Source organism: Sphingopyxis sp. GW821-FHT12F08 (assembly GCF_058806755.1).
In genome coordinates this window covers 325,134-346,711 of the sequence record NZ_JBXAQA010000007.1, presented here as the reverse complement: position 1 = coordinate 346,711, position 21,578 = coordinate 325,134, and the positions used below count along the sequence as shown (strand labels likewise).

Here is a 21,578-nt window from a genome sequence, read left to right as displayed (position 1 = left end):
CAGGAGAAGGCGATGCGCAGCGGGTTCACGGCCGACGACGTCGGCACGCAGACGGGCCGCCGCTTCCTTGTCACCGGTGCCAATGCCGGGATCGGCTATGAAGTCTCACGCGTGCTCGCCGCGCGCGGCGCGCATGTGGTCCTTGGCTGCCGCGACGCCGAGCGCGCCGAGGCGGCCATGAACCGCATCCGCCTCGACTTGCCGAAGGCCGAGCTGTCGTTCCAGCCGCTCGACCTTGCCGACCTCGATCAGCTGCGCGACGTCGCGGCGGCGCTGCTCGCGGGACCGCGGATCGACGTGCTGATCAACAACGCGGGGGTGATGATCCCGCCGAAGACGCTGACCAGACAGGGCTTCGAGCTGCAATTCGGGGTCAACCATCTCGGCACCTTCGCGCTGACCGGGCTGCTCCACAGCCATGTCGACGACCGCATCGTCATCACCGGCAGCATCGCGCACAAGGGCGGCGCGATCGATTTCAGCGACCTGTCGGCAAGCCGCAGCTACCATAATTGGCAGCGCTACCAGACAAGCAAGCTCGCGAACCTGCTCCATATGTTCGAGCTCGACCGGCGGCTGGGCGCGGCGGGGCGCGCGACGCAGGCGATCGGCTGTCACCCGGGGGTCGCGCTGACCGAGCTGACGCGGCATTTGCCGCTTCCCCTGCGGACGATGACCCCGCTTGCCGGGCCCTTCTTCAACAGCGCGGCGCAGGGCGCCTGGCCGACCTTGCAGGCGGCGACGGGGGCGAATGTACAGGGCGGTGACTATCTGGGGCCGCAGGGGCTGGGCGAGATAACGGGCCGGTCGGGGCCGGCGAGGGCGACGCGCACGGCGCGCGATCCGAAGCTGGCGAAGGAGCTGTGGGAGCGGTCGGTCGAGCTGACCGGGGTCGATCCGGGGCTCTAGCGGTTTCCCTCTCCCACAAGGGGAGAAGGAAATATTTTTCGCGACTGAGTCTTCCCCGCCACACCACCAGTGGTTGAGTCTCCGAGTCGCTACAGACTCCACATGCTGTGTGGGACTCGTTTCGTTCCCATCCCGTTAACCATTGTTACATCCGGAATCCCTAGAATCCCGGGCTTGACGGCGGACTCCGCCGGACTCATCAGGGCCTTCTTTGTATGCGGAACAGGGGCGAAACATGGGTGTGATGGAACGGGTCAAGGCGCCCGCGGTCAAGCAGCGCGCGACGAAAGTCGACCCGGCCGACCTGCCGCTCGACCGCATTTTGCAGGGCGATTGCGTCGAGATGATGCGCTCGCTTCCCGCCGCGTCGGTCGACATGATCTTCGCCGACCCGCCGTACAACCTCCAGCTCGGCGGCGACCTGCATCGCCCCGACGGCAGCCAGGTCGACGCGGTCAACGACGAATGGGACAAGTTCGACAGCCTCGCGACCTACGACCGCTTTACTCACGCCTGGCTCAAGGAAGCCAAGCGCATCCTGAAACCCGGCGGCAGCATCTGGGTGATCGGCAGCTATCACAATATCTTCCGCGTCGGCGCGGCGCTGCAGGACCAGGGCTACTGGATCCTCAACGACATCGTGTGGCGCAAGGCGAACCCGATGCCCAATTTCAAGGGCACGCGCTTCACCAACGCGCATGAGACGCTCATTTGGGCGTCGATGGGCGAGAAGGCGCGCTACACCTTCAACTATCGCGCGATGAAGACGCTCAACGACGAGCTGCAGATGCGCAGCGACTGGCTGATCCCGATCTGCGGCGGGCAGGAACGGCTCAAAAAGGGCGGGCACAAGGTTCACCCGACGCAGAAGCCCGAGGCGCTGCTCTATCGCATCCTGCTCGCCTGCTCGAACCCCGGCGACGTGATTCTCGATCCCTTCTTCGGCACCGGCACCACTGGCGCGGTGGCGAAGCGCCTCGGCCGCCATTTCATCGGCATCGAGCGCGAGGATGATTATATCGCCGCGGCATTGGAGCGCATCGAAATGGCGCTGCCGCTCGACGAGAGCGCGGTGAAGACGATGATGGCGCCGCAGGCCGCGACGCGCGTGGCGTTCGGGACGCTCGTCGAGGGCGGGCTGATCGCGCCGGGTTCGGTGCTCACCGATGCCAAGCGGCGCTGGAAGGCGACGGTGCGCGTCGATGGCAGCCTCGATTGCGAGGGCCAGCCCGCGGGGTCGATCCACAAGGTCGGCGCGGGCGTGCAGGGCGCGCCGAGCTGCAATGGCTGGACCTTCTGGCATATCGACGACGGCAAGCAATTGCGCGTGATCGATGCGGTCCGGCAGGACTGGCTGCTCGCCAACGAGGCGTAAGCTGGCTCCTCAATCCCGTTCGCCCTGAGCTTGTCGAAGGGCCGTCCTTTTTTCCGATGTTCAAAGGAAGAACGGTGCTTCGACAAGCTCAGCACGAACGGATAGAGGGAGCGTTATGTTCGCACCCCTGACCAAGCCCGACCTCGGCAGCGCGTCGCCCGACGCGCGGCTCTATTGCCGTCCGACCTGCTTCGTCGACCGCCCGCATGAGCTGGGCGACGCCTGTCTTCGCATTGCCGACACGATGGTCTGGTTCGCCGCCTGGCACATCAGCCTGCGCGACCCGGGCGTGGTCAAATCGGCGATCGTCACCGTCCCCGAATTCGCCGACTGGGTCGCGGCGATGCCCGATCACCTCGTCGAGATGGCGGGCAAGCAGCGCGCCGGGGTGCTCCGCCCGCGCGGAACGCTGCAGCTCGGCGAGCGGACGGTGCGGCTGAACGAGCCGCAGCTGATGGGTATCCTCAACGTCACCCCCGACAGCTTCTCCGACGGCGGCAAGCATGTCGACCAGGCCGCTGCGATCGACGCGGGCTTCGCGCTCGCCTCGGCGGGGGCGGCGATCGTCGATGTCGGCGGCGAATCGACGCGACCGGGCGCGCCCTTGGTGTGGGAGGGCGACGAGATCCAGCGGATCGAGGGCGTGGTTTCGGGGCTTGCCAAGGGCGGCGTCGCGGTGTCGATCGACACGCGCAAGGCCGCGGTGATGGAAGCGGCGCTCGCCGCGGGCGCGACCATCGTCAACGATATTTCGGCGCTGCGCTATGACGACCGCGCGATGGAGGTCGTCGCGGCGGCCGGCTGCCCGGTGGTCCTGATGCACGCGCCCGCGGCAAAGAGCGACCCGCACGAGGGCGGCGGCTACGACCATGTGCTGTTCGACGTCTACGACCTGCTCGCCGAGCGGGTCGCGGCGTGCATCGCGGGCGGCATCGACCCCGCGAAGATCATCGTCGACCCGGGGCTCGGCTTCGGCAAGGGGGTCGGCGACAATCTGGCGCTGATCAACGGGCTGGCGCTGCTCCACACTTTGGGTTGTCCTCTATTGTTCGGGGCGAGCCGCAAACGGATGATCGGTGCGCTCGACAATGAGGCGCCGGCAGATCAGCGGCTCGGCGGCACGGTGGCGCTGCATTATCAGGCGGCGGGGCAGGGCGCGCAGCTGCTCCGCGTCCACGACATCGCCGAGAACCGGCAGGCGCTGCGGGTGTGGCGTGGGCTGAGGGATGCTGCGCTGACCACATAATTCCCCTCCCCGAAAGGGAGGGGCTAGGGGTGGGTTGCGCCGAAGGCGCATGACCGCATACCCACCCTCGCTGCGACTAGGCAGCAAGCTGCCAAGTCTCGCTGCCCCTCCCTAGAAAGGAGGGGAAAGGCTCAAAGCTTCGTCGTCGTGACGATCCGCCCCTGCAGCAGCCGCTTTTTCTTGCCCCTTGCCACCTCGGTCGCCAGCGCCTCGAAGCGCGGTTCCCAGGTGCGGCGGAAGCGCTGGACCCAGGCGTCGACCTCGTCGAAGCGATCGGGCGCGACGACATAGAGCCGCTGCCGCCCTTCGGCGCGCGCGGTCGCGAAGCCGCTGTCGCGCAGGATGCGCAGGTGCTGCGACACCGCGGGCTGCGAGATGCCGAATTCGGCGGCGATCACCGCGACGATCGCGCCCGAGCTGCGCTCCGCATCGGCGAGCAGCTCGAGGATGCGCCGCCGCACCGGATCGCCGAGGACGTCGAAGGCGTGCATCAAAGCCCGGCCATCATGCGGGCGCGCCCGCGCCGGTGTAGAAGGCGGTGTTGGTGGCACCGGCGCGGCGCGCGGCGTCTTCGGGGGTTCCATAAGCGATCGACGCCTCGGTCCACGCGTCGCTGCTCCACGTCGCAAAGGCCTTGCCCTCGTCGCCGAGCGACCAGGTCTCTTCGGCGAAGCGCTCGTTGCTCTCACCGGTTTCGATGTGCCAGCCGAGCCCCATTAACGACAGGTCCCAGCCCACGCCGACCGCGCCGGGGCCGAACTTGTCCCAGAATTCCTCCGACTTGTCGTCGAGCGGAGCGATGTGATGGAGCGTCAGGCGCGTGCGGTCGGCGCCGGCTTCCTCGAGCTCGACCGCGACCCAGCTCATCCCGCCGCCGAATTCCCATGTCAGCGCGAAATTGCGCGGCGGGTCGCACGCGGTGACCGTGCCGCCGGCATTGCCCTTGATCTGATAGCGGCCGCCGAGTTCGAGATCGCCGCTGACCGGCGCGAACCAGCGCGGAATGCGCTCCTTTTCGGTGATCGCGTTCCACAGATCGTCGATCCCGGTGAGATAGTCGCGCGACGCGACCACTGCGCGGCAGGGCCGCCCCTCGTGGGTGACATCCTCGACCTTGCGGACGACCATGGCGGCCTGGGCGACGGGTTCGAACGGCATTGCGACTCTCCTGATTGGTCGGGAGAGTTCGTATAAGTCAAAATTTATATAAGTCTAGATTGATATGTTGGGCCGTGGCACCGGCGCGGCGGGCCGTCAGGCCGCGGTGTCGATCCCGAGGTCGCTGAGCTTGCGGTACAGCGTAGAGCGCCCGATCCCTAGCCGCCGCGCGACTTCGCTCATCCGGCCGCGGTAATGGCCGATCGCGAGGCGGATGACGTCGGCTTCGATTTCCTCGAGCGGGCGGAGGTTGCCGTCGGGGAGGTAGAGGGTGACGCCGATGGCTTCGCCGTTGATCGCGATCTCGCCCTGGCCCGCGGCCATGCTGCTGCCGCCGAGCGCGGCCTCGATCGCGCGGAGGTCGGCGCTGGTGAGCACGTCGGTGGTGCTGCCCACCGCGGCGCGGAACAGCACGTCCTGCAGCTGGCGGACATTGCCGGGCCAGGCATAGGCGGCGAGCAGGCGCAGCGCGTCGTCGGTGACCCCGATCGGCCCCATGCCGGGCAACCCACCGATGCGCGCGAGCAAATGGCGCGCGAGCGGGCCGACGTCGCCGCGGCGCTCCGACAGCGAGGGCAGGGTGAATTGCGCGCTCGACAGCGCATAGAACAGGTCCTCGCGGAAATGCCCCGCCTCGATCAGCTTGTCGAGCGGGCTGGCGCTCGTCGCGATGATGCGCACGTCGACGCTCTGGCGGATCGTGCCGCCGATCATCTGCACTTCGTTGCTGTTCAGATATTCGACGAGCTTCGCCTGCGTCTCCAGCGGGATGCATTCGACATGGTCGATGATGATGCTGCCGCCGTCGGCCTGCACCAGCCGCCCGACCTGGCGGTCGAAGGCACCCGGAAAGGCGCCGCGTTCATGGCCGAACAGCCCCGATCCGATCAGCCCCGGCGACACCGCCGAGCAGTCGACCATCACCAGCGCGCCGCGCGCGCGGGGGCTGGCGCTGTGGATCGCGCGCGCGAAGACTTCCTTGCCCGTGCCGGGTTTGCCGTTGATCATCACCGGCACGCGCGCGCGCGCGGCCTTGGCGGCGATCGCCAGCGCGCTGCGGAAATTGGGGCTCGACCCGATGATTTCCTCGAACGCCAGCGGCGCGCGCAGTTTTTCGGTGAGCGGGCGCAGTTCGCCCTGCGGCCCACTCTGGCTCGTGATCCGGTCGAGCGCATTGAGCAGCCGGTCGGGGGCGATCGGTTTCTGGACGAAATCGGTCGCGCCGGCGCGCATCGCGGCAACCGCGACCTCGACCCCGTTGCGCATCGTGATCACGATCAACGGTAGCGCCGGGCGCCAGCGGCGCAGCTCGGCGACGAACTCGGCCATGTCCATGCCCGGCGCGCCCTGGTCGACAAGCACGGCGTCGAGCGCCATGCCCTCCTGCGTGCCGAGCTTGGCGAGCGCGGTGTCGGTGTCAGCCGCAATGACGCTGCGCCAGCCGCCGCGCGAGACAAGCGCCGACAGGAAGCGCTGCTGCGCCGGTTCGCTGTCGACGATCATCACCATCCGTGTGTCGCGCGCGCTAGCCATCGCCGTGTTTTGACCCCCCGATTGGCCGCGATTTTCCGCCGCCTGTTCCGCTTTGAACCACTAATCTACGTCAAAGGGGTAAAGGGGCGATTAAGCCCATGGGGCCTTCGCCGTGCAATGAGACCACGCAAAACCATCTATTGAGCATCGCGGGGCGCATGGCTAAGACCGCTGCGAAGGCCGATTCCGGGCCGGGCGCGGCGCGTCCGATTCCCGCGCGATCGGCGACGAAAAAGGGGAAGAAGCCATGGCACAACAGCAGGAAATGAAAGCAGCGAACGAGACCTATTCGGGTTTCCTCGGCCTGCTCAAGGTGGGGTCGATCATCACCGCGGTCGTCGTCCTCTTCGTCGTCCTCCTGATCTCCTGACCGGGCCGGCATGCGCATCGCTGTCCTGAAGGAACTCGCCCCCGGCGAGACCCGCGTCGCCGCTACCCCGGAAACCGTGAAGAAATTCATTGGCCTGGGTGCCGAACTTGCCGTCGAAGCGGGGGCAGGCGAAAGCGCGTCGATCGCCGACGCCGACTATAGCGCCGCGGGCGCGACGGTGGGCAGCCGCGCCGATGTGCTGAAGGGTGCGAACATCGTCCTCGCGATCCAGGGACCCGACCCCGCAGGGCTGAAGGGCGTGGCCGACGGGGCCTGGCTTGCTGCGGGGCTCAATCCGTTCGGCGCCGGAGAGAACGGGCGCGCCCGCGTCGACGAATATGCCAAGCTCGGCATCGAGGCGCTGGCGATGGAATTCATGCCGCGCATCACGCGCGCGCAGTCGATGGATATCCTCTCCAGCCAGGCGAATCTCGCGGGCTACAAGGCGGTGCTGATGGCGGCGAACGCCTATGGCCGCGCCTTTCCGATGATGATGACCGCCGCGGGCACGGTCAGCGCCGCCAAGGCCTTCGTGATGGGCGTCGGCGTCGCGGGGCTGCAGGCGATCGCGACCGCGCGGCGCCTAGGCGCGCAGGTCAGCGCGACCGACGTGCGCTCGGCCACCAAGGAACAGATCCTGTCGCTCGGCGCCAAGCCGATCTTCGTCGAGAGCGTCGCGGGGATCGAGGGCGAGGGCGCGGGCGGCTATGCCACCGAAATGTCCGAGGAATATCAGAAGGCACAGGCCGAGCTGGTGTCGTCACACATCGCCAAGCAGGACATCGTCATCACCACTGCGCTGATCCCGGGGCGCCCCGCGCCGCGGCTGATCTCGGACGCGCAGCTCGCGACGATGCGCGCCGGCAGCGTGATCGTCGACATGGCGGCCGAAAGCGGCGGCAATGTCGAGGGCGCGGTCTCGGGCGAGGCGAAGAGGATCCACGGCGTCACCGTCATCGGCGCGAAGAATATCGCGGCGCTGATGCCCGCCGACACCAGCGCTTTGTTCAGCCGCAACCTGTTCAACTTCCTCGCAGCCTTCTGGGACAAGGAAGCGGGCAAGCCCGTGCTCGACGAAGAAATCGGCAATGCGGTGCGCCTGACGCAGGGCGGCAAGGTCGTGCACGAACGGCTGCTGGGGTGAGCGGCGGTTGGCCAGTCGGGGGGCTTGCGCTCTTCCTGCTGTCCTCCATTCCCCTCGCCGCGACCGCGCAAGCGCCCGATGCGGCCTTTGCGATGCGGTGGATCGTCACCCCCGATGCGCCCAGGACCGCGCCGTTCGTGGTTGAAAAGCAGGGCGAAATCCACGGCGGAACGCTTTATCCGACCGGGCTGGTGACGCTGAGCGAGCCGATCACGGTCGCCGGCGATATGCTGTCGCTTCCGACCGGAACGCCGCTGGTGATGGCCGACGGCGATGCCGGCATCGGCTGTACCCTCAAACCGCGGCCACGCTTTGCGGTCCGGATCATGAGCAACGCCGCCTATGGCTATCACAGCTGCTTCGTCGACCGCGACGCCGATGGGCGCTTCGAAGGCGGTTTCGCGGTCACCGGCGTCGCGCGGTCTTCGATCATCGCAGGCGGGCGGATCCCCGCCGCGCTCGCGCCGATCGAGGGCGGCGCATTCGCACGCACCGATCCCGCGTGCTGGACGACGCGCCGCGCGTGTCGGTCCGCTTCGTCGAGCGCGATTGGGGCGGCCAATATCAATTTTCGGCGATAGCCGCTGATTCGGGGCCGCCCAACCGGGCGGTCAAGGAAAGCCAGTTCGGCAAGGACATTGCGTATGCCGGCATCATCTTCCGGGTGCTTCGCAAGGCCGAGCATGGGGCGCTCGAGGTCGAACTGATACGCGGTTTCGAGCCGCGGGGAATCCGGTTCGGCTATTGAAGGCAAGCCCTTCGCCAGTGTCGAGAATGCCCATCTACCCGGCGGCTTCCCAACGACAGCAGGAGTAGAAGGATGGGATTGTTCAGCGCAGGCGATATCGATGCGGGCGGGGCGCAGGCCGAGTTTCAGGCGTGGTTGATCGACGGCGAGCAGGTGCTCGCGGCGTTCCGCACGATCCGCGACACGGTGCTGCTCACCAATCTTCGCTTCATCTTCGTCGACGTCCAGGGGCTGACGGGGTCGAAGAAGGATATCCAGAGCGTGCCGTGGCGTTCGGTCACGCGTTTCTCGTTCGAAACCGCGGGAACCTTCGACCTCGACGCCGATATGAAGGTGTGGATTTCGGGCTCGGCGGCGCCGATCGAGGTCAGGATTTCGCGCAAGAGCGACCCGCAGAAAATCCAGCATCTGATGGCGCGGCTGGTCATCGGCCACTGAGGCGAGGCGAGCCTCCCGCGGGACAAGCTGCGAGGACCCGGATGGAAATTGGCTGATTCCGGCCTTTTCATGAAACTGTCATGGCTTAGTATGCGGTGCAGGGTTCTCACCCTGATTCCCACTGTCCGGAGAATATACCGATGCTGCGTGCCAAGTTTCTTGCTGTTCCCCTCCTCGCGCTTACCCCCATGCTGGCCGCCCCCGCCTTTGCCATGACCGACGATGTCGCCGCCGAAGCCGCGCCGACCTCGACCGTCGCCGAGGCCGCGACCACCAACCCCGACCTGACGACGCTGGCCAAGGCGCTTTCGGCCGCGGGCGTCGCCGACACGCTGAACGGCGCCGGCCCGTTCACCGTCTTCGCGCCGACCGACGCTGCCTTCGCCGCGGTGCCGCAGCCGATGACCGACTATCTGATGGACCCGGCCAACAAGGGCACGCTGACGCAGGTGCTGACCTATCATGTCGTGCCCGGCAAGGTGACCGCCGACGACCTGTACAAGAAGATCAAGGCCGGCGGCGGCACGGCCAAGCTGACCACCGTCGAGGGCCAGGAACTGTCCTTCACCGAAGTGCAGGGCAACATCAAGGTCGACGGCACGCAGGGCAGCTCGGGCTATGTCACCACGCAGGACCTGGCGCAGGCCAATGGCGTCGTCCACGTCCTGAACGGCGTGCTGATCCCCAACCTGACCCCGCCGAGCGCCGAGCCCGCCGATGCAACCGCGGCGGCGGCGACCGAGGCTGCGCCCGCGGGGTGATCCTTCGCGAAATTTAATTGCCGTTCGGGTCCGCATTTCCTCTTCGGGGAGGTGCGGGCCCGTCTTTTTTGCGCGTCTTAGGAGTCGACAGGGTGGCGGCGGCGCGGCAAGAGGTGCGCCAAGCGGAATCAGCAGGGGAGCTTGCCGTGGACTTCATTTCCATTTTTTCGATTTTTGTCCTGGCGTGTTTCGTCGGCTATTTCGTCGTCTGGTCGGTGACCCCGGCGCTGCACACGCCGCTGATGAGCGTCACCAACGCGATTTCGTCGGTGATCATCGTCGGCGCGCTGATCGCCAGCGCCGCTGCGGGTTCGGCGACCTCGAAATGGCTCGGCCTCGCCGCAGTGGTGATGGCCAGCATCAACATCTTCGGCGGCTTCGCCGTGACGTCGCGCATGCTCGCGATGTACAAGAAGAAGGAGCGCTGAGATGGACGTACAGGCCATTCTCTCGGCCGCGACCGGCGGCCATGGCGCGATAAACCCCTGGGCCGCGCTCGCCTATCTGGTGTCGGGCATTCTCTTCATCCTCGCGCTCCGCGGCCTGTCGAGCCCGGCGACGGCGCAGAGCGGCAACCGCTTCGGCATGATCGGCATGACGATCGCGGTCGTCACCACGTTGCTGACGCACGCGCCGGTCGGCGCCGACGGCGCGCTCGACACGATCGGCCTCGCCGAGATCCTCGCCGCGATCGGCATCGGCGCGGTGATCGGCATCGTCATGGCGCGGCGCATCGCGATGACCGCGATGCCGCAGCTCGTCGCGGCGTTCCACAGCCTCGTCGGCCTCGCCGCGGTTGCGGTGGCGGCGGCCGCCTATCTCAACCCGCAGGCCTTCGGCATCGCCGACGCCGCGGGGCAGATCTTCACGGTCAGTCGCGTCGAAATGGGGCTCGGCATCGCGATCGGTGCGATCACCTTCAGTGGATCGGTGATCGCCTTCCTCAAGCTCAACGGCAATATGTCGGGCGCGCCGATCATGCTGCCGGGGCGGCACATCATCAACCTCGGCACGCTCGCTGCGATCGTCGGGCTGACCGCCTATTTCACCCAGGACCAGTCGCCGTGGGTGTTCTGGACGATCACCGGGCTCAGCTTCGCGATCGGTTTCCTGCTGATCATCCCGATCGGCGGCGCCGACATGCCCGTCGTCGTGTCGATGCTCAACAGCTATTCGGGATGGGCCGCGGCGGCGATGGGCTTCACGCTCGGCAACACCGCGATGATCATCACCGGTGCGCTCGTCGGCTCCTCGGGCGCGATCCTGTCGTACATCATGTGCCGCGCGATGAATCGCAGCTTCATCAGCGTGATCGCCGGCGGCTTCGGCGGCGAAGAGGCGGCGGCGGCGGGCGGCGGTTCGAAGGAACAGCGCCCGTGGAAACCCGGCAGCGCCGAGGATGCGGCGTTCCTGATGAGCCAGGCAGAAAATGTCATCATCGTCCCCGGCTACGGCATGGCGGTCGCGCAGGCGCAGCACGCGCTGCGCGAGATGGGCGACCAGCTCAAGAAGGAAGGCGTCAACGTCAAATATGCGATCCATCCGGTCGCGGGACGCATGCCCGGCCATATGAACGTGCTGCTCGCCGAGGCGAACGTCCCTTATGACGAGGTGTTCGAGCTGGAGGACATCAACGGCGAGTTCGCGCAGGCCGACGTCGCCTTCGTCATCGGTGCGAACGACGTGACCAACCCCGCCGCGAAGACTGACAAGACGTCGCCGATCTACGGCATGCCGATCCTCGACGTCGCCAATGCCAAGACCGTGTTGTTCGTGAAGCGCTCGATGGGCGGGGTCGGCTATGCCGGCGTCGACAACGACGTCTTCTATATGGACCAGACGATGATGCTGCTCGGCGACGCCAAGAAGATGGCCGACGACATCGTCAAGGCGCTGAGCGGCAGCGGGCACTAAAACCGATAGTCCGATCAAAATGCCGTCGTGCTGAGCTTGTCGAAGCACCGTTCTTTCCTCTACCGGGGAACAGGACGGCCCTTCGACAAGCTCAGGGCGAACGGTTTTTTTCTTGTTCTGGAGATGAAATGCGCAAAATCGGCCTGATCGGCGGGATCAGCTGGGCATCGACCGAGCTTTATTACCGTCACCTCAACAAGGGCGTGCAGAAGCGCATCGGTACCTCCTGCTCGGCGCCGATCCTGCTCGAGAGCCTCAACTATTGCGAGCTGTCGCGGCTGACGACGCCCGAGCAATGGGACAATGCCAGGCAGATCCTGATCGCCTCGGCGCAGCGGCTCGAGGCCGCGGGGGCGACCGCGCTGATGATCGCGGCCAATTCGATGCACAAGATCGCCAAGGAGATCGCGGGCGCGGTCTCGATCCCGCTGCTCCACATCGTCGACGAGACCGGCGAGAAACTGAAGGCCGACGGGGTCAAGTCGGCGGCGGTGATCGGCACGCAAAACGTGATGACCGAACCCTGGTTCCGCCAGAACCTCGTGCGCTACGGGCTGACGCTCGCCCCCTATGACGCCGCGCGCGCCGAGGCGATCGACAATATCATCTATGACGAGCTGATGCAGGGCAAGGTCACCGAAAATTCGCGCCGCACGATGCGCACCTTCATCACCGACATCGCGAAGCAGGATGTCCAGGCACTGGTGCTCGCGAGCACCGAATTGGTGATGCTGGTCGATCCCGACGCCAATGTGCTGCCGGTCTACGACACGACGCGCATCCATGTCGCCGCGGGGGTCGACTGGATCCTGGGGGATGCGCCTTAAACGGGTTCCCCTCCCAGAAAGGGAGGGGCTAGGGGTGGGTTTGCTCGCCGCAGGCGAGCGCTCTTTTGTCAAAGGTTGGTGCGGCTCGCTTTGCTCGCACCCACCCCCAACCCCTCCCTTGCAGGGAGGGGGGCAATCAGCTCATCCGCGTCCAGGTCACCGTCTTGCAGAAGACGCTGACGCAACCCTTCATCGTCATCTTGCTGCCCTTGGGCGTCAAATGCGCCTTGTAATAGCGGCCGTCCTCGGGGCTGTAGCCTTGCCCCTTCCACGCATTGCCGTCGGCGGCGAGGTCCCAGTAGATTTGCAGGCCCGACACATGGCGGCTTCGCTTCGCCTTGTCGGGGTTGCGCTCGTCGCGCTGGCCGCCCGCGGGCTGCTTGATCAGCAATTTATGCACCTTGCCGCACAGCTTGGCGCCGCAGGCATAGATGTCGACGATCGCCTTGCCGTCGTCGGTGGCCCAGCGGCCGGTGATCGATGGCGGCGCGACGGCCGACGCCGGCGACGCGGCGATGGACGCGGCGGTGGCCGCGATGAAGATGCGTTTCAAAACAGTCTCCCCGGTTCGGGCGGGGTTGCGACCCTGACCCTAGCTACATCCATGTCAGCAACATGGCTTGGCATGCGCGCAGTCTTGCACCATGCTGGCAAAAAACAAGGGAGAGTCTGATGCGATTCCATAGTTTCGCTTTGCCGCTGGCTGTTGCACTGGTTGCCACGACGCCCGCGCATGCGAAGACGATCAAGGTCGAGGCGGGCGGCGTCGACGCCAACGAGAAACTCCAGGAAGCGTTGATCGTTGCCGAGCCGGGCGATGTCGTCGAACTGGGCGCGGGCATCTGGACCCTCACCGACGGGCTGTCGCTCGACGTCGCGGGCGTGACGATCCGCGGCGCGGGCACCGACGACAAGGGCTCGATCCTCGACTTCGCGGGCCAGCAGGGTGCGGGCGAGGGGCTGCTCGTCACCAGCGACGACGTGTTCCTCACCAATTTCGCGGTGCTCAACACCAAGGGCGACGGGATCAAGTCGAAGGGCGCCGACCGCATCGTCTATCACAAGCTGCGCGTCGAATGGACCGCGGGGCCGAAGGAAACCAACGGCGCCTATGGTATCTATCCGGTCGAGAGCAGCGACGTGCTCGTCGACAGCGTCTATGTCCGCGGCGCGTCGGACGCGGGCATTTACGTCGGCCAGTCGAAGAATATCATCGTGCGCGATTCGATCGCGATCGAGAATGTCGCGGGGATCGAGATCGAGAACAGCTACGACGCCGACGTCCACGACAATGTCGCGACGAAGAATACCGGCGGCATATTGGTCTTCGACCTGCCCAGCCTGCCGATGCAGGGCGGGCATAATGTCCGCGTCTTCGACAATGAGGTGAAGGACAACAGCACCCCCAATTTCGCGCCCAAGGGCAATATCGTCGCAAGCGTGCCGACCGGCACCGGGGTGCTGATCATGGCGAATCGGAATGTCGAGATATTCGACAATGCCTTCGACCGGAATGGCACCGCCAATGTGATGATCGTCGGCTATCGTTACGAGCATAAGGACCCGAAATATCAGCCGCTGCCGCGCCAGATCGTCGTGCGCGACAATGAACATGGCAAGGCGGGCTATGCCCCCGCGTTCGACGGCGGCGCCCAGATCGCGGCGGCGCTGGGCGGGGCGATCCCGCCGGTGCTGTGGGACGGTGCGGGCGAGAATGTGATCATACTCGACAAGGTCGGGGTGCTGTCGCTGAACCTGCCCGACGTCGCGACCCCGCGCGATCAGGCCAAGCCGTCGCCCGCGGACCTGTCGCAGGGCACCCCGCCCGCGGCGCTGCCGGGGATCAGGCTGCCCGAAAGCATGGAGGCGAAGGTCAAGTGAAGCACGTTTTCGCCGCGTTGGCCGCGGCGCTGCTGTGTGCGAGCGGGGCGAGCGGGGTGCCGCTCCCCGGGGTCGACCAGGACGTCATCGACAGCGACGCGATGCCGCTGAAATTGTCGGCGTTCGGGTTGTTTCACGCCGGCAGCCCGCGCGCGCCGCTGGCGCGGATCGGCTACACGCTGCGCACCCCGCTGTTCAGCGATTACACCGACAAGCATCGCTATATCTCGATCCCCGCGGGCCAGAAGGCGCGCGTGCTGGCCGACGGGACGATCGAATTTCCCGTCGGGACCGTGCTGATCAAAAGCTTCGGCTGGAGTGACGTCAACGATGGGCGGCCGGTCGAGACGCGCCTGCTGATCCGCCGCGCGGGCGGCTGGGTCGCCTTGCCCTATATCTGGGATGCCGACGGGCAGGATGCGACGCTGGCGCTCGGCGGGCGGCGCGTGCCTGTGACGTTCCGGACCGCCGACGGGCAGACGCACAGCATCCGCTATGCGGTGCCGAACAAGAATCAGTGCAAGGAATGCCACGGCCTGAACGGCGCGATCGTGCCGATCGGGCCGAAGGTCCGCAATTTCGTGCTCGATCCGCCGGGCTCGGCGCATTTTCAGAGCGTTTATTTCGAGGACCCGGCGGCGCTCAAACCGGTGATGCCGCAGTGGGACGACCCCAAGTCGGGCAGCGTCGCCGAGCGCGCACGCGCCTATCTCGACGTCAATTGCGCGCATTGCCACAATCCGGCGGGCAGCGCGTCGAACAGCGGGCTGTTTCTGCGCTGGACCGACGATCCGGCCGGCGTCAACTACGGCATCGGCAAGCGCCCGACCGCGGCGGGGCGCGGCAGCGGGGGCATGGATTTCGCGATTCAACCGGGCGATCCCGATCACAGCTTCATGATCTACCGCCTCGAAAGCACCGACCCCGGCATCGCGATGCCCGAGGTCGGGCGCTCGACGGTGCACAAGGAAGGCGCGGCGCTGCTCAGGCAATGGATTGCGGAGATGCTGAAAGCGTCGCATTAGGCTGCGCCATGACTCAGCAAGCGCCCCGGCTCGTCCTCCACGATTATTTCCGCTCCTCGGCGAGCTTTCGCGTGCGCATTGCGCTGAACCTTAAAGGGCTCGCCTATGAGCGCGTCGAGATCAGCCTGATCGCGGGCGAGCAGCGCAGCGACGCCTATCTCGAGCTCAACGCGCAGGGGTTCGTCCCGCTGCTGGTCGCCGATGGCGAGACGATCATCCAGAGCCTGGCGATCATCGACTGGCTCGACCGCGCCTTTCCCGAACCGCGGCTGATCCCCGAGGAAGCAATGCCCCGCGCGGTCGCGCTGGCGCAGGCGCAGGTCGTGGCGAGCGACATCCACCCGCTGGGCAACCTCCGCGTGCTCAAATATCTGACCAAGGATCTGGGGCTCAACGAGCAGACCAAGGACCGCTGGATCGCGACCTGGATCGCGCAGGGATTCGAGGCGCTCGAGGCCATGGCGGGCGCGGGGACATATCTCGGCGGCGACGCGCCGGGAATCGCCGACTGCTGTCTGGTGCCGCAGATGTACAACGCGCGCCGCTTCGAGGTGCCGCTTGATGCTTATCCGCGGCTCGTCGCGATCGATGCGGCGTGTATGGAATTGGACGCGTTCCGGAAGGCGCATCCCGATGCGGTCAAGCCCGCGTGATCCGGCTGCTGACGGGGACTGCGCTGCTGGCGATGCCGGCGGCGGCGATGGCGCAGGAGGCAAGCCAGCCGCAAGCGCCCATCGTGCTCGCAAGCTATCCGAGAGATCCGCGGATCATCATCGTAACCGGGTCGGGATTGCTCCCTTTGGACGACGGCAATTCGGTAGAGGGTGTAACGACGATCGTCGACCTCGACCCCGGCCTCGGCGCGCGCATCGAGAACCGCCTCCGCGACGAGGCGGGCATCGTCCAGTTCCGCCGCAGCGACGGGCGCAGCGCGCATCCGACGAGCCAGGGCGTGACGCTGCGCGGGCTCGGCGGCAACGCCTCGGCGCGCGCGCTGGTGACATTGGACGGGGTGCCGCAGGCCGACCCCTTCGGCGGCTGGGTGGCGTGGTCGGCTTATGACGCGATCAACCTCGGCGGCATCGTCGTGACCCGTGGCGGTGGCAGCGGCGCCGACGGCCCGGGCGCGCTCGCGGGGACGATCGGCCTCCATTCGGAAATCACCCGCGGCGTCACCGCGAGCGCGGCTTATGGCAGCCGCGACGGGTGGGACGCGTCGCTCTCGGCGGGAACGAAGCTCGGCAGTGGCGAGGTCGCGGTCGACGGCCGCTACAGCCGCGGCGACGGTTTCGTGCCCGTGGCCGAGGGGCAGCGCGGGACGGTCGACCGCGCCGCGCCCTACGAACAGGGCGGGCTCGGCGTGCGGCTGCGTTTCGACGCCGGCGAAAGTAGCCGGATCGAGGCGAGCCTGCGCGGCTTTGCCGACCGCCGCGACCGCGGCACCGACTTCACCGCCAGCAAGACCGACGGGCTCGACGCCAGCCTGCGCTTCGTCCACGACCCGGTCGCCGCGACGCAGTGGCTCGCGCTCGCCTATGTCCAGCTCCGCGATTTCGAGAGCGGTTTCGCGAGCGTCGCCGCGGGGCGGAACAGCGTCGCCCCGGCGCTGTTCCAGCGCGTGCCCGCCACCGGCCTCGGCGCGCGCTTCGAGCTGCGCCCGGCGATCGACGGGGCGAACCCGCTCCGCGTCGGCGCCGACTGGCGCCGCACGACGGGGCGGACCGAGGAAGATTTCTTCTTCAGCGGCACGACACCCGGCCGCCACCGCATCGCGGGCGGCAGCAGCGACACCGTCGGCGCCTTCGCCGAATGGACCGCGGGCGACGCCGGCGACGGTCTGCTCTGGACGCTCAGCGGCCGCGTCGACCATTGGTGGTTGGGCGAGGGGTATCGGCTCGAGCGCAATATCGGCGGCACGACGATCACCGACCTCCGCTTCGCCGCGCGGCAGGGTTGGGAAGGCAGTGGGCGCGCGGGCGTGCGCTGGACCTCGGACGCGCTGTCGATGCGCGCCGCGGCCTATCGCGGCTGGCGCCTGCCGACGCTCAACGAACTCTACCGCCCCTTCCGCGTTGGCGCCGAGGTGACCACCGCGAACGCGATGCTCGAGCCCGAGCGATTGTGGGGCGGTGAGGTCGGGATCGACTGGACGACCGACGCGACCAGGCTGTCGGCGACGCTCTTCGCCAACCATCTGTCGAACGCCATCGCCAATGTGACGCTGGCGACGAACCTCAACCAGCGGCAGAATCTGGGTGCGATCAACAGCAAGGGGATCGAACTCGCCGCCGAGCAGCGGATCGGCCCGGCCACGCTGCGCGCGACCTATGCCTTCACCGATGCAAAGGTCGACGCTGCGGGCGCTGCCGCTGCGCTCGACGGCCGCCGCCCCGCGCAGATCGCGAGGCACGGCGGCAGCGTATCGCTGCGCGGCAACGGCGACGGACCGCTCGATGGCTTCGCGACCCTGCGCTATATCGGCAAGCAGAATGAGGACGACCTGGGGCTGCTCGTGCTGGGCGACGCGCTGACGCTCGACGCCGGGCTGTCGTGGCGTTTCTCGGCCGCGATAAGCATCGAGGCGCGCGGCGAAAATCTGTTCGACGAACTCGTTCCCGCGGCGATTTCCTCGGCCGGGATCGTCGAACGCGCCGCGCCGCGCACGCTCTGGGTGGGGGTACGGGCATCGTTTTAGCGTCGCGGGAACGACGGGTTTCGGGCGGGAGCTGCCATTCCTAAGCCCTCTCCTCTGAAGAGGAGGGGTTTGATGTCTTAAACCCACCCCCGAACCCGCCTTCGCCTTCGTTGGCGCACAGAAATCCTATCCACGCCGGGATTGCGCAGCGAAATCGGGCTGTCTAGGTTCGCCGCGCCGGGGCTCGCGTGGGGGTATAGGAAAATATGGCCGCCAAGAAACTCAACCTCGACAATTTCCTGCCATACCGGCTCTCGATCGCATCGAACGCGCTGTCGGAGCGGATCGCCGCCGAATATCAGAATCGCTTCGGGCTCAAGATCCCCGAGTGGCGGCTGATGGCAATTCTCGGCGAGGGCAAGCCCAAGACCCAGCGCGAGCTGGTGCAGGCGACGCGCATGGACAAGGTCACCGTCAACCGCGCGGCGAAGGCGCTCGCCGACCGCCAGCTGATCGCGCGCCAGGCGCATGAGGCCGACGGCCGTTCGCACCATCTCGAACTCACCGCCACCGGCCGCGAACTTTATGACGCGATCGTCCCGGCGGCGCTCGCCAGCGAGGCGCGGCTGGAGACCAATATCACCGCCGCCGAGCGCGCGACCCTGCTCGCGATCCTCGGCAAATTGACCGCCGCCGCCGAAGATTATGGCTGATCGCGCCTATCGCGCGGCGGGGGAGGGGGCGCTGCGCATCGAGCCGCTCGGCGAGCTCGCCGCGATCTTCGACCGGCGCTCGATGCAGACGCATCTCGTCACCCAGCCGATGCCCGAAATCCTCGCCGCGCTCGCGGCGGGCCCGTGCGACGCGAAGGCGCTCGCGGTGCGGCTCGCCGACGCCTTCGATCTCGACGGCGCGGGCGATGCCGCGGTGATCCTTGCCGAACGGCTCGAAGAACTCGCGGCGATGGGGCTGGTGGAGCCCGCGTGAGGCACGGCACGCGCATCGCGGTCGGCCCCGTCCAGTTCCGCATCGGCAGCGACTGGGGCGAGCCCATCGCGGCGCTCGATCGCCTCTATGCCGGCTATCCGCAGGACGACGACCGCCCCGCCGACGCCACCGTGCGCCTCTATGCCAACCGGCCCTGGCGCCGCTGGCTGCGCCCGTCAGCGCATATCGGCGGCGACTATATCGTCCCTGACGCGCTGCCGCTGCCGCTGTCGATGGGGCTGCTCGCGGCCGAGATGGGGATGAACCTGCAGGTCGCGCTCGGCTGGCGGCGGCACCTGCTGCTCCACGCGAGCGCGGTGGCAAGGGACGACCGCAGCCTGATCATGTCGGGCGCCTCGGGCTCGGGCAAGTCGACCCTCGCCGCGCTGCTCGGCGAAGGCAGCTGGCGGCTGATGGGCGACGAGTTCATACTGATCGACCCCACAAGCGGCGACGCGCTGGCCTTTCCGCGCGCGGTCAGCCTGAAGAATGAAGCGATCGCCGAGGTCGAAGCGCGCGTTGACGTCGCGCGGCTCGGGCCGTTGCTCGCGGGCACGCCGAAGGGCGACATCCGCCACCTGATCCCGCGCGCCGACGCGGTCGCCGCGATGCACGACCCCGCGCGCCCGGCGTTGCTGCTCTTCCCGCAATATGGCGGGCCGCCCGCCATCGAGCGGATCGGCGAGGGCGAGGCCTTCGTCCGCCTGACCGAAGCCTCGACCAACTATGTCGCGCTCGGCGAGGCGGGCTTTGCTGCGCTGACCCGGCTGGTGCGCGAAACCCCGGCCTTCGCCATCGCCTATCCCGACAGTGTCACCGGTATGGCGCTGGTCGAGCAGCTCTGGGCCGAGGCGCGGCGATGAGCGCGATCGCTACCCTCGTCGACCTGCTCGCGGGGCGCCGCGACGCGGTCGATCTCGCCCCGCGCGAATGGGACGGCGTGATCGCGGTCGCGCGCGCCGAGGCGCTGCTCGCCACGCTCGCGCACCGGGTCGATGGCGCCGCGCTCCCCGAACCCGTAGCGCAGTTGCTCGCCGATGCGCGCGCCGCCGCCGATGTCGCGACTGCGCAGGCGCTGTGGGAGGCCGAGATGGCGCGCCGCGCGCTCGGACCCGCCGGGATCGATTTCGTGCTGCTGAAGGGTGCGGCCTATGCCGCGGCGGGGCTGCCCTGCGCGCCGGGGCGCCAGATCGGCGACCTCGACATCCTCGTCGAGCGCGCGGCGCTGCCCGCGGCCGAGGCGGCGCTGCTCGCCGCGGGGTGGGAGTGGGTCAAGGACGACGCCTATGACGACGCCTATTACCGCGACCATATGCACGAGCTGCCGCCGCTGATCCACAAGCTGCGCGACCGGATGATCGACGTGCACCATACGATCGTCCCGCCGACCGCGCGGCCCAACCCCGATCCGGCGAGCATGCTCGATCGCGCGATCGCGCTGCCCGACGGATTCAAGGTTCTGCATCCCTTCGACCGCCTGATCCACTGCGCGGCGCATCTCTTCGCCGACGGCGACCTCGCCGGCGGCCTGCGCAACCTCTGGGACTTTCACTGCCTGATGTCCGATTTCCGGGCGCGCGGCGATTGCGACAGCGACACCCCCGACGGCGCGCTCGGTTACGACGAGTGGATCGGCGACATGGGTTATCGCGCAAAGCTGTGGGGGCTCGGCCCCGCGGTGCGCCGCGCCGCGCATCTCTCGGCGGCGCTGTTCGAGGGCGACGGCGGCTATCGCCGGCTCAGCCTCAGCGACCGCCTGTTCCTCGCGCGGCTGCTGGCGCGCGACGATTGGGGACGCGATACGCGGCCCTTGCTGCGCCTCGCCTTCTACATCCGCTCGCACTGGCTGCGCATGCCGCCGCTGATGCTCGCGCGCCATTTGTGGACCAAGTGGCGCAAAGGCCGGGCGGCCGCCGGCTAGAGAGTTTCGAGAAGGGCGACCAGTTCGTCATAATGGCCGATGACATGATCGGCGTCGTAGGCGTCGGCCGGTCGGTCGAGGAAGCCGAAGCCGGCGAGGATGCTCGGTACCGCCGCGGCCTTGGCGGCCATGACGTCATAGATGCTGTCCCCGACGAAGGCCGCGCGCCCGCCGCCGCAGCGCGCGATCATTTCGCGGATCGGGGCGGGGGAGGGCTTGGCATTCTCGCGCCCCAGCGTGTCGCCGCCGATGATCGTCGCGAACCGATCCGCAAGGCCGAGTTCGCCGAGCAGCAGGCGCGCGAGCCGTTCGGTCTTGTTGGTCACCACCGCGGTCTGCACGCCCAGCACGTCGAGCCGGTCGAGTGCGTCGACCAGCCCGGAAAAGGGCCGACTGTGCACCGCGATATGCGCTTCGTAATAGGTCAGGAATTCGCCGAACAGCCGCTCGAAATCGCCTTCGGGCACGCCGCCGGTCGCCAGCAGCCCTTGTTCGAGCATATGCCGCCCGCCCAGCCCGATCATCGGGCGCACCCGTTCGACGCGCAGCGGCGCGCGGCCGGCGAGGCTCAGCGCATGGTTGACCCCCGCGGTCAGGTCATCCGCGGTGTCGAGCAAGGTGCCGTCGAGATCGAAGCCGGCGATGGCGAAGGGGAAGGTGGTCATGCGGTGCGCATGGCGCCTCACTATGGAAACCGCAACGATTT

The 21,578-nt window shown here is 67.6% G+C and carries 24 protein-coding genes; 19 read left to right on the top strand and 5 right to left on the bottom strand.

The window, feature by feature from the left end:
• Positions 1-12 precede the first annotated feature (12 nt).
• The 3 genes from AC1RNQ_RS19785 to folP all read left to right on the top strand — a co-directional run bounded on the left by AC1RNQ_RS19785 (position 13) and on the right by folP (position 3,530).
• A complete protein-coding gene (locus AC1RNQ_RS19785; RefSeq protein WP_493173928.1) occupies positions 13-909 on the top strand; it encodes an oxidoreductase in 897 nt (298 codons plus the stop codon).
• A 235-nt stretch (positions 910-1,144) separates the two neighbouring features.
• The gene (locus tag AC1RNQ_RS19780; protein ID WP_493173927.1) at positions 1,145-2,284 is read left to right on the top strand and encodes a site-specific DNA-methyltransferase; all 1,140 of its coding nucleotides are present in this window, start codon (positions 1,145-1,147) and stop codon (positions 2,282-2,284) included.
• A 115-nt stretch (positions 2,285-2,399) separates the two neighbouring features.
• Complete coding sequence (folP, locus tag AC1RNQ_RS19775) at positions 2,400-3,530, top strand: dihydropteroate synthase (protein WP_493173925.1); 1,131 nt, start codon at positions 2,400-2,402, stop codon at positions 3,528-3,530.
• A gap of 131 nt (positions 3,531-3,661) precedes the next feature.
• Here folP and AC1RNQ_RS19770 read toward each other — a convergent pair whose 3' ends face one another.
• The 3 genes from AC1RNQ_RS19770 to AC1RNQ_RS19760 all read right to left on the bottom strand — a co-directional run bounded on the left by AC1RNQ_RS19770 (position 3,662) and on the right by AC1RNQ_RS19760 (position 6,221).
• The gene (locus AC1RNQ_RS19770; RefSeq protein ID WP_493173923.1) at positions 3,662-4,021 is read right to left on the bottom strand and encodes an ArsR/SmtB family transcription factor; all 360 of its coding nucleotides are present in this window, start codon (positions 4,019-4,021) and stop codon (positions 3,662-3,664) included.
• Between the two features lie 13 nt (positions 4,022-4,034).
• Positions 4,035-4,688: an SRPBCC family protein gene (locus AC1RNQ_RS19765; RefSeq protein ID WP_493173921.1), complete on the bottom strand. Its 654-nt coding sequence runs from the start codon at positions 4,686-4,688 to the stop codon at positions 4,035-4,037.
• A 96-nt stretch (positions 4,689-4,784) separates the two neighbouring features.
• Positions 4,785-6,221, bottom strand: coding sequence for a sigma-54-dependent transcriptional regulator (locus AC1RNQ_RS19760; protein WP_493173919.1), 1,437 nt, complete (start codon positions 6,219-6,221; stop codon positions 4,785-4,787).
• Positions 6,222-6,468: 247 nt separating this feature from the next.
• On the opposite strand from AC1RNQ_RS19760, the gene AC1RNQ_RS19755 reads away from it, so the two are divergent.
• The 8 genes from AC1RNQ_RS19755 (at position 6,469) to AC1RNQ_RS19720 (ending at position 12,423) form a co-directional block, all read left to right on the top strand.
• Positions 6,469-6,591 carry an aa3-type cytochrome c oxidase subunit IV gene (locus AC1RNQ_RS19755; RefSeq protein WP_493173917.1) on the top strand — a complete coding sequence of 41 codons (123 nt, stop codon included), beginning with the start codon at positions 6,469-6,471 and terminating at the stop codon, positions 6,589-6,591.
• A gap of 10 nt (positions 6,592-6,601) precedes the next feature.
• Entirely contained in the window at positions 6,602-7,735 is a 1,134-nt protein-coding gene (locus AC1RNQ_RS19750; RefSeq protein ID WP_493173915.1) for an NAD(P) transhydrogenase subunit alpha, read from the top strand.
• Positions 7,732-8,316, top strand: a complete 585-nt coding sequence (locus tag AC1RNQ_RS19745; RefSeq protein ID WP_493173914.1) for a hypothetical protein — start codon at positions 7,732-7,734, stop codon at positions 8,314-8,316. Before AC1RNQ_RS19750 ends, AC1RNQ_RS19745 begins: the two co-directional genes overlap by 4 nt.
• A 239-nt stretch (positions 8,317-8,555) precedes the next feature.
• A complete protein-coding gene (locus AC1RNQ_RS19740; protein WP_493173912.1) occupies positions 8,556-8,921 on the top strand; it encodes a PH domain-containing protein in 366 nt (121 codons plus the stop codon).
• A gap of 188 nt (positions 8,922-9,109) precedes the next feature.
• The gene (locus AC1RNQ_RS19735) at positions 9,110-9,682 is read left to right on the top strand and encodes a fasciclin domain-containing protein (protein WP_493173910.1); all 573 of its coding nucleotides are present in this window, start codon (positions 9,110-9,112) and stop codon (positions 9,680-9,682) included.
• Between the two features lie 146 nt (positions 9,683-9,828).
• Entirely contained in the window at positions 9,829-10,110 is a 282-nt protein-coding gene (locus AC1RNQ_RS19730) for a proton-translocating transhydrogenase family protein (protein ID WP_058808197.1), read from the top strand.
• A gap of 1 nt (position 10,111) precedes the next feature.
• The gene (locus tag AC1RNQ_RS19725) at positions 10,112-11,596 is read left to right on the top strand and encodes an NAD(P)(+) transhydrogenase (Re/Si-specific) subunit beta (protein WP_493173906.1); all 1,485 of its coding nucleotides are present in this window, start codon (positions 10,112-10,114) and stop codon (positions 11,594-11,596) included.
• 128 nt (positions 11,597-11,724) lie between these two features.
• Positions 11,725-12,423 carry an aspartate/glutamate racemase family protein gene (locus AC1RNQ_RS19720; protein WP_493173904.1) on the top strand — a complete coding sequence of 233 codons (699 nt, stop codon included), beginning with the start codon at positions 11,725-11,727 and terminating at the stop codon, positions 12,421-12,423.
• 136 nt (positions 12,424-12,559) lie between these two features.
• On the opposite strand, the gene AC1RNQ_RS19715 is transcribed toward AC1RNQ_RS19720, so the two are convergent.
• On the bottom strand, positions 12,560-12,976 hold the full coding sequence (locus AC1RNQ_RS19715; protein ID WP_493173902.1) for a DUF2147 domain-containing protein: 417 nt from the start codon (positions 12,974-12,976) through the stop codon (positions 12,560-12,562).
• Positions 12,977-13,095: 119 nt separating this feature from the next.
• Between AC1RNQ_RS19715 and AC1RNQ_RS19710 the strand changes: the two genes are divergently transcribed.
• The 8 genes from AC1RNQ_RS19710 (at position 13,096) to AC1RNQ_RS19675 (ending at position 20,872) form a co-directional block, all read left to right on the top strand.
• Positions 13,096-14,304: a parallel beta-helix domain-containing protein gene (locus AC1RNQ_RS19710; protein WP_493173900.1), complete on the top strand. Its 1,209-nt coding sequence runs from the start codon at positions 13,096-13,098 to the stop codon at positions 14,302-14,304.
• Entirely contained in the window at positions 14,301-15,329 is a 1,029-nt protein-coding gene (locus tag AC1RNQ_RS19705) for an SO2930 family diheme c-type cytochrome (RefSeq protein ID WP_493173898.1), read from the top strand. Before AC1RNQ_RS19710 ends, AC1RNQ_RS19705 begins: the two co-directional genes overlap by 4 nt.
• Positions 15,330-15,337: 8 nt before the next feature.
• Positions 15,338-15,982 carry a maleylacetoacetate isomerase gene (gene maiA, locus AC1RNQ_RS19700; RefSeq protein WP_493173896.1) on the top strand — a complete coding sequence of 215 codons (645 nt, stop codon included), beginning with the start codon at positions 15,338-15,340 and terminating at the stop codon, positions 15,980-15,982.
• On the top strand, positions 15,979-18,024 hold the full coding sequence (locus AC1RNQ_RS19695) for a TonB-dependent receptor (protein WP_493173894.1): 2,046 nt from the start codon (positions 15,979-15,981) through the stop codon (positions 18,022-18,024). The genes maiA and AC1RNQ_RS19695 overlap by 4 nt, the downstream gene beginning before the upstream one ends.
• A gap of 206 nt (positions 18,025-18,230) precedes the next feature.
• Positions 18,231-18,677 (top strand): MarR family winged helix-turn-helix transcriptional regulator, encoded by a 447-nt coding sequence (locus tag AC1RNQ_RS19690; RefSeq protein ID WP_493173893.1) that lies wholly within the window; start codon positions 18,231-18,233, stop codon positions 18,675-18,677.
• Complete coding sequence (locus tag AC1RNQ_RS19685) at positions 18,670-18,951, top strand: HPr-rel-A system PqqD family peptide chaperone (protein ID WP_493173891.1); 282 nt, start codon at positions 18,670-18,672, stop codon at positions 18,949-18,951. The genes AC1RNQ_RS19690 and AC1RNQ_RS19685 overlap by 8 nt, the downstream gene beginning before the upstream one ends.
• Positions 18,948-19,814, top strand: a complete 867-nt coding sequence (locus AC1RNQ_RS19680) for an HprK-related kinase A (protein ID WP_493173890.1) — start codon at positions 18,948-18,950, stop codon at positions 19,812-19,814. The genes AC1RNQ_RS19685 and AC1RNQ_RS19680 overlap by 4 nt, the downstream gene beginning before the upstream one ends.
• Positions 19,811-20,872 carry a nucleotidyltransferase family protein gene (locus AC1RNQ_RS19675; protein WP_493173889.1) on the top strand — a complete coding sequence of 354 codons (1,062 nt, stop codon included), beginning with the start codon at positions 19,811-19,813 and terminating at the stop codon, positions 20,870-20,872. The genes AC1RNQ_RS19680 and AC1RNQ_RS19675 overlap by 4 nt, the downstream gene beginning before the upstream one ends.
• Here AC1RNQ_RS19675 and AC1RNQ_RS19670 read toward each other — a convergent pair.
• Positions 20,869-21,537 carry an HAD-IA family hydrolase gene (locus AC1RNQ_RS19670; protein WP_493173887.1) on the bottom strand — a complete coding sequence of 223 codons (669 nt, stop codon included), beginning with the start codon at positions 21,535-21,537 and terminating at the stop codon, positions 20,869-20,871. The two genes, AC1RNQ_RS19675 and AC1RNQ_RS19670, sit on opposite strands and share 4 nt — an antisense overlap.
• Positions 21,538-21,578: the final 41 nt, after the last annotated feature.